The sequence below is a fragment of the Streptomyces boetiae genome, from assembly GCF_031845405.1.
Taxonomy (GTDB): Bacteria; Actinomycetota; Actinomycetes; order Streptomycetales; family Streptomycetaceae; genus Streptomyces; species Streptomyces boetiae.
Window position 1 is genome coordinate 17,669 of record NZ_JAVREN010000009.1, and the last position, 13,835, is coordinate 31,503.

Below are 13,835 nucleotides of genomic sequence, written 5' to 3' on the forward strand. Positions count from 1 at the left end.
CCCCACCGTTCAGCCCAAGGACCACGCACACCGTCAGGGACCACACTCATGACCACCAGCGGACCGCCCTGGGCCCCGGACCACCCGGTGCTCGAAGCGCTCAGGAACCGCCGCGCCAAGGGCCACCGGCCGGACGCGCCCGCCGACGACCTGAAGATCGGCCTGGCCGTCGAGGGCGGCGGCATCCGCGGCGTCATCTCCGCCGCCATGCTCTGCGCGCTGGAGGACACGGAGCTGATCACGGCGTTCGACGGCGTGTACGCGGCCTCCTCCGGCGCGATCAACAGCGCCTACTTCCTCAACGGCGACACCTGGTACCCGCTGTCCATCTACTACGACGACCTGGCCACCCGCCGGTTCGTCGACCTCCGGCGGCTCTTCCGCGGCCAGATCCTCGACCTGGACTACGCCTTCGAGGTCATCGACAACGGCAAGCCGCTGGACTACGACGCCGTCATCACCTCCCCCACGGCCCTGCACGTGGCCGTGACCCTGGTCGACGAGCTGCGCACCGAGGCGGCCACGGACTTCACCTCCCGCGAGGACCTGCGCTCCGCGCTGATCGCCAGTGCCTGGCTGCCCGTCGCGCTGCGCGGCACCGCCGAGTTCCGGGGCCGGCGCGCGGTGGACGGCGGCGTGCTGACCCAGCATCCCTACCGCCTGGCGCTGGACGACGGCTGCACCCACGTGCTCTCCCTGTCCACCCGCCCGATCCAGCCCCCGGCCGAGCGTCTTGGCCTCTCCCAGCGGTACGGCGTGCGCCACCTCAACCGCATCCGCCCCGGCCTGGGCGACGGCTACGCCGAGGCCGCCGCCCGGTACCGCGGCGAGCGGCGCACGCTCCAGCGGCGGATGACCGAGCCCGGCGAGGCGCCGTACGTGCTGGACCTGGCGCCGCTGTCCTGGATGCCGATGGTCAAGCGGCACGAGCTGGACCCCGGGCGCATCATGGCCGGGGCCCGGGGCGCCTACGAGGTGATGTACTGCGCGATCGAGGGCCACGACCCGGCGCTGATCCGCAACGGCCTCCTGCGGGCCGTTCCCCAGCTGACCATCGTCGCCAAGGAGCACGGTCCGGCCGGCCGCGGGCGTTCCGGCCGGGACGCGGGCCGCGCCCCCGCCTGAGGGAGCCGCCGGGCGCGGGTGCGCCCGGGACCCCTCCCGGGCAAGGGGGACTACAACGGCGGGCGGGCACCCGCCCGTTCGTCCACCGTCCCCACGGGAGACCAGTGATGAAGGCCCCCACCGCCGTCCTCGCGGCCGTCGCCGCCGTCCTGCTGGCGGGAGCCGCCGCCACCGGCTGCGGCTCCGACGAGGATGACCCCGGGCGCGCGGATGACCGGCCGTCCACCGGGCCGTCCGCCGCCGACGCCGAGTCCCCCTCCGAGCCGGCCGCCACCGACGCCGAGTCCCCCTCCGAGCCGGCCGCCGAACCGGCCCCGGGGCCGACCACGCAGCCGGCCCCGGACCCGGCCCCCGAGCCGACTCCGGCCCTGCCTCCGGCGGCGGACGGCTCGGACACGGACGCCTGCCGCGACGGCACCTGCGAGGTCCGGGTGGAGCCCGGCACCGAGATCCCCTTCGACGCGCTCGACGAGGTGGCCACCGTGACGGGCGTGACCGGCGGCACGGTCTCCCTGGAGTGGAACGGCCCCGGCAGGAGCGGCACGAGCAGCGCGACCACGGGCGTGGTCGTGGGCCACAACGGCGTGCTGATGGTCGTCACGGCGGTGGAGGAGGGCGCGGCGGTGCTGAGCTTCTCGAGCTGACGCGGGCTCAGTCCTGCGTGCCGCCGTCGAGCACCGCGAGATCCGGGGGGACCAGGGTGGTGGTCAGCAGCAGCTCGCGCAGCAGGTTGTCGTTGAGCGCGTTGCCCACCGGCTGCGGCACCTCCGCCTCGGTCAGCCCGGCCACGCCGCCCCGGGAGAGCCGCTCGCGCACCCGGGCCACCTTGTGGGCCAGCTTCTTGGCCGACCAGCCCTCGCCCGGCCGCAGCGCCTCCAGTTGCGCGGCGGCCTCCTTCCACGTCAGCGGCTGGGGGCTGGCCTCGTGCAGCAGGTAGCGCTGGCCGAGGACGATCAGCGCCAGCCGCTCGTCGTCGGCCAGCGGCCAGGTGCGCGGCGGCTGCGTAGGGTCGCCCGGGTGCGGGACGGCGCGGCGGCCCTCGGGCCCGGTCACGTACAGCTCCAGCAGGTGCTCGCGCCCGGCCGAGCCGCGCACGAACAGCGGCGTGTAGCCCTCGGCAAGCGGCACCGGCTCCTCCTGGGTGAACAGCAGCAGCGAGCCCGGCAGCCGCAGCGGCAGGCGCCCGGTGTTGCGCAGCCACCACTGGCGTTCCCGGTGGGTGACCACGCCCTGGAGGCGGCTGACGCGCCAGTCGTCGCCGCCGACGCAGACGTGCACGTGGTCGCGGTTGCGCCCGAAGAGCACCTCGCGGCCCTCGCCGGGGCGCAGCGTGAGGCCGCCGCCCAGGGCGCGGGCACAGAGCGTTCCCGGAGGCCCGGGCGGGGCGCCCAGGGCCAGGCTCGGATGGTCGCGGGGGAGCGGGTCCACGGTGGGTCACCGGCCTTTCTGCGGCGTGGTCGCGAACTCCCCGCCGGGGGCGGCGCGCGGGGCGCCGAGGGGTCCTCCCGCGCGGGCGGGGGAGGGTGTGGCGAGGAGGCGTGCCGCCATCCTCGCCGCGCGGCCCGGGAGGGGTCCCCGGGGCGCCGGGGCGTGCGCCCCCGGGGTTCGACGCGGCGCTCCGCCCCCGGGGCGCACGCCGGGGCGGCCTCCCGCGGGCCGGGCCGGGTCTCATGCCCGCGGCAGCCCGGCCGCCGCCACGGCCATCAACTCCCGTGCGGCGGCGCAGCGTTCCTCCGTCTCTGCCTCCCCCTCGCCGGGCCCGGAGACGGTCAGCGCCAGCTTCTCGTGCCCGGTCCCGCCGTCCTCGGACGGGTAGGAGCGGTACTCCAGCAGCGCCACGCAGGTCCCCGGCCCGTCGGCGCCCGCCCCGACGGCCGCGTCGAAGCCGGAGAACCGGGCCGGGACGCCGTCCTCCGCCGTGATCGGGTCGGCCCGGTCGAAGACCAGCTCCACCTCCGTCTCCGTGACGGTGCTGTACCACTCGCAGCTCCAGTCCCCGAAGCCGACGTCCGTGTCGTCCGCGCCCGTGCCCGGCACCACCTCGGCCAGCACGGAGACGGGCAGCAGGGCACAGGCGTTCTCGGCGGCCAGCGAGCCCTCGGGGAAGGCGGCGCGCCGGGCCGGGACCCCGCCCGCCTCGTCCACCACCCCGGCCGCGTGCTCGGCGGCCCGGTCGGCGACGGCGCACAGGCCGGGGGAGCCGCCGTCCCAGTGGGCGGCCCGGACGGTGATCCAGGTGGTGTCGGGCAGGAGCAGCAGCCGGGTGCACTCCTCGTCGCCCGGGGGCTCGCTCACCAGCCGCACCCCGCCCAACCGTTCGGTGGGGGAGGCGGGTTCGGGCGCGGGCGCGGAGTTGAGGTCGACCATCACGTCCACCTCCTCGCCCCGGGGGGTGGTGAGGATGACGTCGCAGCGGTCGAAGTTGCCGTAGTCGGTGTCCAGCAGGGTGTCGCCGAACGCCCGCAGCTCGGCCGTCGCGGCCAGCGCGCAGGGGTCGGCCTCCCGCCCCGCGGCGCCCCCCGGCGCCTCCGTCTCCTCCCCCGCGCCGGCCGCCCTCCCTCCGCCGACCCCGGGCAGCCACAGCAGGCCGCCCGTCACGGCGAGGGCCGCCGCCCCGGCCGCCGCGGCGGCCACGGGGGCCCACCGGCGCCGGCGGCTGCGCAGGACGCCCTCCAGCAGCCGCCTGGCCTGGGCCGCGTCGGGCCGCGCGGCGGGGTCCTCGGGGTCCAGCAGCCGGGCCAGGACCGGCGCCAGCGGCCCGGCCCGCCCGGGGGCCGCCACCCGGCCGACACGGGCGCGGGCGACCAGCTCGTGCGGCGGGGCGGTCAGCGGGCCGTAGACCGAGCGGCCCTCGGTGAGGGCGAAGAGCGTGGCGCCCAGGGAGAAGACGTCGGCGGCGCGGGAAGGCCGGGCGCCGCGCTGCACCTCGGGCGCGGCGTAGGCGGGGGTGCAGGGCGTGCGGTCGCCGTCCTCCAGGGTCTCCTCGGGGTCGCCGCCCGCGCCGGAGATCCCGAAGTCGCCCAGCTTGACGAACCAGTCCTCGCCGACGAGGACGTTGCCGGGCTTGAGGTCCCCGTGGACGATGCCCCGGGCGTGCACGGCCTGGAGGGCGCGGGCGAGCTGGAGGCCGATCTCGGCGGCCCGCCGCCAGGCCGGGGCGCCCTCCTCCTCGGGCAGCCGCCCCTCGGAGGTGCCGGCCAGCACGGCGGCCAGGGAGGTGAGCGGCAGGTGCTCCATGATCAGCCAGAACTCCTCGGCCTCCGGCCCGGGTTCGGCCAGCACCTCGTGGAGCGCGACGACGTGCGGGTGGTGCATCCGGGCGAGGATGCGGCCCTCGTCGGGGGCGTCGGTGCGCTTGACGACCACGCGGCGGGCGAGGCGTTCGTCCTGGGCCAGCCAGACCTCGCCCATGGCGCCCCCGGGTAACGCCCGCAGCAACCGGTACCGCCCGCCCAGCAGTTCGCCCTCGTCCCGGGTCAACCCGGCCTCCCTCTCCGCCGGCGACGGCGCGGAAGCGGCCGGCGCCCCCGTCCTACCAGCGGCTACGGGGGCCGGGGCGAGAGGTTCACGGAACCATCACAACGGCTCCAACCGTGTACAACGCGGTGGACCCTAGGAGAGTCGAACTCCTGACATCCGCCATGCAAAGACGGCGCTCTACCAACTGAGCTAAGGGCCCGGGGCCATGAACAGGCCACGGCCAAGGTTACCCAATCTTCCGGCCGGATACTGACCGGGTATCGCCCCGGGCTCGGGTCCCTCCGTAGGATGACGCGCAACTTCGCTCAGGTGAAGCGATCAGGGGAGAACAGGGGAGACACGATGGACGCAGCACAACAGGAGTCTGCGGAAAAGGCAAGAGAGCAGCAGACGACCTGGTACGGGGAGCCCCTGGGGACGCTCTTCCGCCGGCTTATCGCGGACCTGGGGCTCAACCAGGCCCGGCTGGCGGTGGTGCTGGGGCTTTCCGCACCGATGCTGTCGCAGTTGATGAGTGGCCAGCGCGCCAAGATCGGCAATCCCGCGGTGGTCCAGCGGGTGCGTTCGCTCCAGGAGCTGGCGACCGAGGTGCGCGCGGGGCGCGTCAGCGCCGCGGAGGCGACGGCGTCGATGGAGGAGATCCGTCGGACCGCCGGGGGCAACGTCCTCAGCACGGCCTCGGGGGCAACCCGCTCCAGTTCGCTGGGTGTTCCCGCGAACCCGACCAAGCGCGTGGTACGCGAGATCCAGGCGCTGCTGCGCTCGGTCTCCGACGCGGGCGAGATCCAGGCCGCCTCGCGGCTATTGTCCGACAGCCATCCTGAACTCGCGGAATTCCTCCGCGTGTACGGCGTGGCCCGAACCCGCGAGGCCGTCGAGCACTACGAGCGCCACCAGGGCTGACGTACCCCGGAACCGCTCTCCGGAACGTTTGCTCGCGCACAGCCCGCACACGTCAACGCCCTCGGACCCGAGTGGGTCCGGGGGCGTGATGGCGTGCCGGTCCCGGCGTGTCCGGTCAGGACCCGGAGGAGCCCGACGGCACGGAGTCCGTCGCCTCCGTCCACAGGTCCTGCTCGGCGCGGTCGGCCTGGATCTGCCGGTACACGAGGAGACCGCCGACGACCGCCAGGGCGAACAGGAGGAGCTTCTTCACCGCGCTACCTCGTCCTTCTTCAAACGTGATCGGACCGTATGGCGCCCGATGATACCGAACCGTGTCCTGGCACGAAGAAGCCCGGTCGGCCGGAGGATTCCGGCGGACCGGGCCGTGCGTGGGGCTAACAGGACTTGAACCTGTGGCCTCATCCTTATCAGGTCGATCCAGCGGCGAGTATAGCCCTCCGTGACCACGATCTTCCAAATCGGGGCCGAAAGTCCCGAGTCCACAGACATCCCCGGGTGTCCGTGCTCGTGCAGGGCTGTTGATGTCAGGAAGCGATGTCAGGTGATGTCAGCCGACATCCTTGCCGTACAAGGCATCGGCCACCGGCAGCAGCGACGTGACGACCGCCACGGCTCCGGCGTCAGCAAGGGACCGCTTCTTCCTCTCCTTGTTCGCGTACCCGATCGTGGCGACTCCGGCAGCGTGGCCCGCCTCCACGTCCCGCACCGCGTCCCCGAGGAAGACGCACGCCGCCGGCGGCACGTCCCCCATAGCGTCAAGCAGAAGCCGCGGACTCGGCTTCATCGACGCCGGATCGCCCGGCACCCGGCCGTAGACCTGTGCGACGCGCGAGGTCAGCGCGTGCTGAGCCAGGTAGGCACGGATGGACGCCCCGGAGTTGTTGCTGACCACGGCCACGGACCGGCCCGTATGGGCACACGCTTCGAGCACGCGCTCCACGTCCTCGTTCGGCCTGGCGAGACCAGCCGCCTCGGTCTCCAGTTCGGTCAAGAGCTTGTCCGCCTCGGGCACGAGGGCGGGGGCGTCACCCGCGATGCGGCTGAGCAGCGCGAGCGGGTCCGGCTCCGCCTCCCACGCCGGGGACAGCGGATGCCCCGCCCCGGAGAGCTGCTGCCGCAGCCTTGCCGAGACCTCATCGGCCGGGATGCCCGCGAAGACCGAGCAGAACGGTCCGTCGAAGTCCACCAGCACCAACCGAACACCGCTGAGCGAGTCCGCGAGGGCACCTTTCGGCTGCATCATGTGCTCCGTTCATAGGCAATGGTGCTCCATGCACTGTCGAACCACATTTGGGACTGCCGAACGTACTGGGACCCGAGCGCCGCTTCGTCCGGGCCTACCGAGTGGTGGAAAAGCGTAGTGTCCTTGCCGGTGATGTCGAAGAACGTCTTCGAGTCGTCCTCCACGGTCATCGTGCGCTGACGGAGCGGATAGAAGCCGAAGAACGCTTCGCCGCCGTTGATGATGTAGAGCTTGAAAAGGGCCGACGCCTTGTAGAACCGGATCTCCACGGACGCCGACTGGACAAGGCCCAGCTCAGCGAGCACCTCGACCGAGTGCTTGATGCCGCCGGCGTTCATGGTCGCGATCTGCCCCGCCCGCTGCCTGAGGGCCCTGTCGTCGCTCAGGCCGTCCACCAGGACCGGTACGGCCATCGGTTCCGTGCTGTCCGGGAGCAGCAGCCGGACGGCAATGGACTGCGGAGTGAGCCGCCCCGACCGAACCTTGTCCAGCGGCTCCTGAATCGCGTTGTGCAGCGTCTCGCTGGAAAACCCCGCGAAATCGATGGTCACCTGCGGTTCCTCGAAGGCCGCTTCGAGGTGGGGCCGCAGCCCGACCGGCCGTTCCGTCCGGTGCCGGACGAACGACCCCTTGCCCTTCCGCGTCACGATCAGCCCCTCGTCGCGCAGCAGGTCGAGCGCCTTGGCGACGGTGGCCTTGGCGACCCCGTACCGCTGCACCAGCTCCGGGCCGGAGGGGATCTGATCTCCCGGCTGGTACTTACCCGTGAGGATGTCGGCCCGCAATGCGCTGCTGACCTGCTGAAATGCCGGACGCGTGTCGTCAGGGTCGAGGCTCATGCACCCTATTTTAGGGTGCGCTTCCCCAGGAAGCGCAGGAAGGCCATCCTCCCCATGTGGGTTGACCTGCCTAGCCAGGCTGCGTATGTTGGTCATGTCGCACCGGCCGGAAGGCAGGGACGACCGGAGGGCCTTCTTCGGGCTGCCTCCACAACGCGCAAGGCGGGGACGCTGCAATCCCGCTGAAGGCCAGGGGACAGGGCTTCGGCCCGACTGGCGAGGTGGCCCGGTGACCGCGAGCAACGGCCGGAGGGTGGGGACCGCGAGTCCCCCTTGCAGCACCGTCCCGTTCTCTTCGACCGACAGGAGTCGTGATGCTCCGACCCCGTTGGGCGCCGCCGTGTTGGACCGGCCGGCGGCGCCAGTGCGGTAGCACGGTCCGCTTCTTCCTGGCATCGCAGCAAGGCTGCGGCCGGTTGCCTCTCTCCGCCCGTTCTGGCCCGCGCATCGCGCGGCCCCGGACGGGCGGGGCGGGGGGAGCCGGAAGCCGACTCCAACGGCGCGCGGCACCCGGGGGGCCACCCGGGTGCCGCTGTCTGGGCCGTTCCGTCCGTGAGAGGAACCCACGACCCATGAGCACCATCGTTGCACTTCAGGCGGCCGTTACCGCCGACCCGTTCGACGCCGGGCCGTCGAACGCGGAACTGGAGGCGATCGAGCAGGAGATGCCGCTGATCCTGGCGGAAGTCGAGCTGCTGGACGCGCAGATCATCACCCTGGACCGCACCCCCACCGAGGTGGACGAACGGCGCACCCGCCGCGCCCGCCGCAAGGTTCTCGCGGCCCGCCGCGCCCTGGCCAACCGCACCGCCGGTATCCCGGAGGTGGGCGCGTGAGCACCCCTCTGCCGGTGCGTAGCCGGGATGCGGCGTTGTCGGAGGCGCTGGAAGAGACGCGGGCGCAGATCGCCCGGACGGACACCAAGGCGTCGATGCTACTGGCGCTGGTCGGCGCGGTGTTCGCGGGCGTGCTGGCCGTGGGCGGCTCGCTGGACCTGTCGGCCGCCGCGCTGATCCCCGGTGCGCTGGGCGCGGTGGTGCTGGCCGGGGCGGGTGAGGCGCTGCTGTCGGTGGTCCGCCCCCGCCTGACCCCCGTCGCGAAGGGCTGGCTCCTCGACTGGGCGAGCCTGACCCCCGAGCGGCTGCGGCAGGAGATCACCACCGACCACCGCCCCGAGGCCGTCACCGTCCTGGCCCGCCAGGCGGTCGCCAAGCACAAGCGCCTTCAGCGCGCCGTGGACCTCATCCGCGCCGCCGGCGTGCTGCTCGCCATCGCGGCCCTGATCGCGGCCGGGGGTGCGTGGTGAACCGCTTCGCGGTGAGGTTCAATCGGCTCCTGACGGTCGGTCCGGCCGTCGCCATGACGGTCGTGTCCATGGTCTTAACCCTGGCCGTGGTCGTGATGTGGCTGGGCGCCTCGATGCCGTGGCAGGTGGCCCTGGTGGTCGGCATCGGCCTCGACGGCGGGTGGCTCGCGACTCTGGCCTACGAGCGGCGGCTGGCCGCTCAGGGGGACCACTCGACCGTCGTGACGGCGGTCGGCTGGTCCTTCGGCATTGTCGCGACCTGTGTGCTGATCGCCCACGCGCTCGGGGAGGAGTCGCCCGGCGCGTGGCTGGCGGTGGCCTGGCTGCCGCTCGCGGCGAAGGCGTTGTGGCTCGTGCACGGCATGTGGGAGCGCACGGCGCTCACCCCCGCCGCGCTGGACGCGATCCGCAGCATCCAGCAGGAAGCCCGGGACGGGGCGGCCGTTGCCCGCGCCCGGCTGAGGGCCGAAGCGGTCACGGAGGAAACCCGACTCGTGGCCGTGACGGAGGCCGGGGCGCGTGTCGCACGTGTCCAGGCCAAGACCGCTGAACGGCTCTCCGGGGCGTGGTCGGCGCTGGAGGCGGCCCGTCGAGGCGACGGCACCGCAGAGGCGCTGACCTGCGTGACAGAGCGCGTCACACCCGCGTCACAGCCCCGGTGGGACCTACCCGTCTGGGGGCCGGTCGAGTCGGCCGCCGTGCTGGAGGCGGCGCCCGTGCTGAGCGATGACGACCTTGACCGGATCGTCCGGGACCTCTTCGCCAGCGAGACCCCGCCGCCCTCATACCGGGAGCTATCCGCCCGCTTCCGGGCGGCCGGTCACAGCGCCGGGGAGACCCGGCTGCGGGCCGCCTGGCGGCGCGTGACGACGCAGGCGGGGGCGGCGTGATGGGACGTGCGTCGCGTCGGCCTCGGGTGCTGGACCTGTTCTGCGGGGCTGGCGGGGCGGGGATGGGTTACTGGCTGGCGGGGTTCGAGGTGGTCGGGGTGGACATCACCCCCCGCCCCAACTACCCCTTCCCGTTCGTCGAGGGGGACGCGTTGGACGCCTGCCGGGAGATGTCCGGGGACTTCCACCTCGTGCACGCCTCCCCGCCGTGTCAGTTCTCCTGCGCGCTGACCAAGGGCACCAACCGTGGCCAGCGCACGCACACCGACCTCATCCCCGCGATGCGGGAAGTCCTGGACTGGTACGGCGTGCCGTACGTGATCGAAAACGTCTCCGGCGCCGCGCTGCGCAAGGACATCACCCTGTGCGGGGAGATGTTCGGCCTGGCGGTACTGCGGCACCGGCACTTCGAGATCGGGTTCTGGCCCGCCCTTCCCCGCCCGCACCGCCCCCACCGGGGCCCGGTGCGCGGCTGGCGCCACGGCGTCTACCGCGACGGCCCGTACATCGCGGCCTACGGCAACGGCGGCGGCAAGGGCACCGTCGCGGAGATGCAGCAGGCCATGGGCATCCACTGGACCAGCGATCACCGCGAGCTGACCGAGGCCATCCCACCCGCCTACACCGCCCACATCGGGCGGGAGTTCATCACCACCGGCGAATGGGCCGCCCACTACGAACCCGACCCCGCCGCACGACTCGCCGCCGTCGCACGCGAGGCGGAGGTGAGCGCGGCATGAGCACCGTTCCCACGTACCCGTGGCGGTGCGCTCCTGAGGGGCTTGCGACCCGCCGCCAGCTCCGGGCACGCGGCCTGCGGCCCGGCGGGCATGACCCCGTGGCCGTTCTCGAACGGCCCCGGCGCCGGGGCCGCCCACCACTGGTGGCCTTCCTCTACCGCATCGACCACGCCGCACCGGTGCGGCCCATGACGGCCGCGCGACGCGCCGCACTCGCACGAGCGATGCTCGCCCGCCGAACCTGCCCCGCCTGCCAACGAGACGCCGGGTACTGCATCCCCCGCTCCCTGGGCTGCTGCGTCCCCTGCGCCTACCCCGCCGCCTGAAAGGCGGCGGAGCACTTCAACTCCCTTCACCCGTGGGGTGGCCGACACCCGGCCAAGGAAGCAGGCCACCCCACGGGCTCCTTCATCCCGCTCCCGCGCTGCGGGGGCAGTCAGGAGATTTCAGCATGACCACGAACGGCACGGGCGGCAACATCGTCCATCTGTTCAAGGACCCGCCGCCGGAGCAGGCGGCCCCGGCCGCCGGTGTCCCGTCGCGGCCGGAGCGGCTGTGGGTGCGTTCCGGCCGTGTGGTCCGCACGGTGGTGGGGCACGAGCGCGCGATGGGTGCGGGCCGGGCGGTGGTCCGGCACGGCATGTACGTGATCGGCGGGGGCCGGATCGTGGTGCGACGGGTGTGGGACAGCCGCACCGCCGCCCGGTATGAGCGGATGCTCCGCGCTGCGGAGGCAGCCGGGAACCACGACGCGGCCGTGGCGTGGGAGGAGCGGGGGGCGCGGTTCCGCGCGGCCCGGCACCGGCGCCGCATGGACCTGCTGACCGCGCCTGTTCAGGCCGCGAAGAGCGCCGCCGCCGGGGCGGGGGCCACGGTGGGCGCGCTGCTGCTGCTGGGGGTCGTCATGGCGCTGGCGAGTGAGGACTTCACCGAGCTGGGCACGCCCCTGATGGCGGCGATCGAGCTGGTCAACGGCCTGCTGTTCGTCGCCTCGATCGTGTGGGGCATCGGCGTGCTGATCGGGCCGTGGGCGGCCGTGGCCGGGCTGTGGGCAGTCGGGCGGCGGCGCCAGGCCGCCCCCAACTGGACCCTCCCCGCGCGGGAGCGCGATGACGCCGGCGCCCCCATCACCCCCTCCGTCGTGGTGACCGCCCTGCGGGACCTGGGCATCCCGACGCTGCGGAAGGCCATCAAGGAGATGGGTGACGCCGGCGCGGCGATGCTCTCGCCCATCGTGCTCGCCGGGTGCGGCGTCGAGGTGGACGCCACGCTGCCCTCCGGCGTCTCCACCATCGAGGTGCAGAACCGCCGCCGGAAGCTCGCGGAGAACCTGGGCCGCCACGAGCACGAGGTGTTCATCACCATCCCCACCGCCGCCCGGACCGTCAGGTTGTGGATCGCGGACTCCGGGGCGCTGGATGAGCCGATCGGGCCGTCCCCGCTGGTCACCGACCCCGACCTGAAGGCGAACTACAAGACCGGCCGCGCCCCCTGGGGCCAGGACCTGCGCGGGGACGCCGCCGCCCTCAGCCTCTACCAGCGCCACCTTCTGGTGACCGGTCTGTCCAACCAGGGTAAGACCGCCGCCCTGCGCGCGCTCGCGTTGTGGCTGGCGCTCGACCCGTCCGTGGAGTTCCGCATCGCGGACCTCAAGGGCGTCGGGGACTGGGGCATGTTCGACGGCCTGGCCTCGGTGCTCATCCAAGGGCCCACGGATGACCACGTGATCGAGGCGACCGAGATGGTCGAGGGTGGCGTTGCGGAGATGGAGCGCCGCCTTCAGGCACCGCCCGGCACCGTGCACCCGCCGCTGATCCTGGTCGTGGATGAGGCGCAGATGGCGTTTATGTGCCCCGCGCTGGACGGGGAGAAGCGGCCCTACGGCGGCTCGAAGGCCACCAGCCGGTACTTCATGGCCGCGCGGAAGATCCACAACCAGGGGCGGGCCGTCAACGTCATGCTCTGGCAGGGCACCCAGGACCCCACCGACCAGAACCTCCCCAAGCTCGTGCGCGAAGGCGCCCACACCCGCGCCTCCCTCGCCCTGGGCACCGAGTCCCAGGCACGCATGGCGCTGGGGGACAAGGCGGTGGACGGCGGAGCTGCCCCCCACCTGCTGCGCCAAGGGCTCGACAAGGGCACCCTCGTCGTCGCCTCGGACGGCATCGAAGTCCCCGCCGGGCAGGCATCCCTCACCGTGCGCACCCACTACATCTCCACCGACGACGCCGGCGAAGTCGCCACCCGGGCCAAGGCCATGCGCGACGGCGTCACCACCGTGCACGTCCTCGACACCGGCCAGCAGCACGACCCGCTGGCCGACATCGCCGCCGTCATCGGCACCGCCCCGCGGCTGCTGACCCAGGACGTGCTCAAGCGCCTTGCCGCGCGGAACGCGAAGGCATACGGCCACTGGTCCTTCGGGGACCTCACCCGCGTGCTGGAAGGCACCGGCGCCGAGCCCTACAAGTCGGACGGCCGCATGGTCATCGGCCGCGACCGCATCGCCCACGCGCTGACCAACCGGCCCGAAGGCGACGCCGGAACGGCCGCCGGATAGCAGGGAGCCACACCCCACGCGGGCCAGGGAGGCAGGGAGAACTCCCTCACCCCCTCCCTGGCCCGCCTCCCTCCCCCTGACCTGCACAAATGATCGTTCAGGGAGGCAGGGAGGCACCCCCCGCACACCTGCGAAAACCCCCTCCACGCGCCCCCGGCAGGGGGTGCCCCCACCTCCCTGCACTACTGCCTGAGAGGACTCCCGCCATGCTCCCCGAACCCCCCGGCCACCCGACCCCCGGACCGGCCGAAGCCGTCCACTACCCCACCCCCATCCCCACCCCGGCGCCGCCGCTGGTGCCCTACCAGCCGCACGCGGCCCCCGTGCTGCACACGGTCCAGCTCCCGGACGGCCGCATCGTCACCGGCTACACCCTCACCCCCACCACCCCGGCACCCGCCGCCGTCCCCGAGCAGGTCCCGGCCGTCTCCCGCACGGCCCTCAACCTCGCCCTCGCGGGCGTCGGGTTCGCCGGCGTCTGCGGCGGCCTGCTCCTGCTCACCACCTTCATCGCCGCGCTGACCGCGCTCCTCACCCAGCTCGTCATCCTCGCCGCCGTCATCTTCGGCGGTCTCATCGCAGCGCAGATCCTCGGGCACCGCCCCCACAGCCCCGGAACCACCGTCCACATCCGCAAGGCCGTCATCAAGCGCAACCACTTCCACACCTGAACACGCCGGAGCGGGCCGCCCCATCTCGCCAAAGACACGCGGCCCGCCCCGGTCACCAGCCCCATCGAAGAGAAC

15 protein-coding genes and 1 tRNA gene are annotated in these 13,835 nt (G+C 73.3%); 10 read left to right on the forward strand and 6 right to left on the reverse strand.

From position 1 onward, the window contains the following. The first annotated feature begins 48 nt into the window (after positions 1–48). Complete coding sequence (locus tag RM780_RS08530) at positions 49–1,125, forward strand: patatin-like phospholipase family protein (protein WP_311629951.1); 1,077 nt, start codon at positions 49–51, stop codon at positions 1,123–1,125. Between the two features lie 107 nt (positions 1,126–1,232). Beyond that, the gene (locus RM780_RS08535; RefSeq protein WP_311629952.1) at positions 1,233–1,769 is read left to right on the forward strand and encodes a hypothetical protein; all 537 of its coding nucleotides are present in this window, start codon (positions 1,233–1,235) and stop codon (positions 1,767–1,769) included. A 7-nt stretch (positions 1,770–1,776) separates the two neighbouring features. On the opposite strand, the gene RM780_RS08540 is transcribed toward RM780_RS08535, so the two are convergent. The 3 genes from RM780_RS08540 to RM780_RS08550 form a co-directional block, all read right to left on the reverse strand. After that, a complete protein-coding gene (locus RM780_RS08540; protein WP_311629953.1) occupies positions 1,777–2,553 on the reverse strand; it encodes an FHA domain-containing protein in 777 nt (258 codons plus the stop codon). 240 nt (positions 2,554–2,793) lie between these two features. Further along, a complete protein-coding gene (locus tag RM780_RS08545; protein WP_311629955.1) occupies positions 2,794–4,605 on the reverse strand; it encodes a serine/threonine-protein kinase in 1,812 nt (603 codons plus the stop codon). 126 nt (positions 4,606–4,731) lie between these two features. After that, positions 4,732–4,804, reverse strand: a tRNA-Ala gene (locus RM780_RS08550). A 143-nt stretch (positions 4,805–4,947) separates the two neighbouring features. On the opposite strand from RM780_RS08550, the gene RM780_RS08555 reads away from it, so the two are divergent. Continuing rightward, on the forward strand, positions 4,948–5,508 hold the full coding sequence (locus tag RM780_RS08555) for a helix-turn-helix domain-containing protein (protein ID WP_311629956.1): 561 nt from the start codon (positions 4,948–4,950) through the stop codon (positions 5,506–5,508). A 115-nt stretch (positions 5,509–5,623) separates the two neighbouring features. Here the strand turns inward: RM780_RS08555 and RM780_RS08560 are convergent, their stop codons facing one another. From RM780_RS08560 to RM780_RS08570, 3 genes are all read right to left on the reverse strand, one after another. Beyond that, positions 5,624–5,761 carry a DLW-39 family protein gene (locus RM780_RS08560; protein ID WP_311629957.1) on the reverse strand — a complete coding sequence of 46 codons (138 nt, stop codon included), beginning with the start codon at positions 5,759–5,761 and terminating at the stop codon, positions 5,624–5,626. A 297-nt stretch (positions 5,762–6,058) separates the two neighbouring features. Beyond that, positions 6,059–6,754, reverse strand: a complete 696-nt coding sequence (locus RM780_RS08565) for an HAD family hydrolase (protein ID WP_311629958.1) — start codon at positions 6,752–6,754, stop codon at positions 6,059–6,061. Continuing rightward, positions 6,751–7,593, reverse strand: a complete 843-nt coding sequence (locus RM780_RS08570) for a GntR family transcriptional regulator (RefSeq protein WP_311629959.1) — start codon at positions 7,591–7,593, stop codon at positions 6,751–6,753. Before RM780_RS08570 ends, RM780_RS08565 begins: the two co-directional genes overlap by 4 nt. 572 nt (positions 7,594–8,165) lie before the next feature. Here RM780_RS08570 and RM780_RS08575 point away from each other — a divergent pair. From RM780_RS08575 to RM780_RS08605, 7 genes are all read left to right on the forward strand, one after another. Next, on the forward strand, positions 8,166–8,429 hold the full coding sequence (locus RM780_RS08575; RefSeq protein WP_311629960.1) for a DUF6284 family protein: 264 nt from the start codon (positions 8,166–8,168) through the stop codon (positions 8,427–8,429). Then, positions 8,426–8,899, forward strand: a complete 474-nt coding sequence (locus RM780_RS08580; protein ID WP_311629961.1) for a Pycsar system effector family protein — start codon at positions 8,426–8,428, stop codon at positions 8,897–8,899. The genes RM780_RS08575 and RM780_RS08580 overlap by 4 nt, the downstream gene beginning before the upstream one ends. A 53-nt stretch (positions 8,900–8,952) precedes the next feature. Next, a complete protein-coding gene (locus tag RM780_RS08585) occupies positions 8,953–9,789 on the forward strand; it encodes a protein spdB (protein WP_311630089.1) in 837 nt (278 codons plus the stop codon). Positions 9,790–9,851: 62 nt separating this feature from the next. After that, a complete protein-coding gene (locus RM780_RS08590) occupies positions 9,852–10,529 on the forward strand; it encodes a DNA methylase (protein WP_311629962.1) in 678 nt (225 codons plus the stop codon). After that, the gene (locus tag RM780_RS08595; protein ID WP_311629963.1) at positions 10,526–10,855 is read left to right on the forward strand and encodes an RRQRL motif-containing zinc-binding protein; all 330 of its coding nucleotides are present in this window, start codon (positions 10,526–10,528) and stop codon (positions 10,853–10,855) included. The genes RM780_RS08590 and RM780_RS08595 overlap by 4 nt, the downstream gene beginning before the upstream one ends. A 125-nt stretch (positions 10,856–10,980) precedes the next feature. Continuing rightward, on the forward strand, positions 10,981–13,089 hold the full coding sequence (locus tag RM780_RS08600) for an ATP-binding protein (protein WP_311629964.1): 2,109 nt from the start codon (positions 10,981–10,983) through the stop codon (positions 13,087–13,089). Positions 13,090–13,295: 206 nt separating this feature from the next. Then, a complete protein-coding gene (locus tag RM780_RS08605; RefSeq protein WP_311629965.1) occupies positions 13,296–13,760 on the forward strand; it encodes a hypothetical protein in 465 nt (154 codons plus the stop codon). The last annotated feature ends 75 nt before the right edge of the window (positions 13,761–13,835 follow it).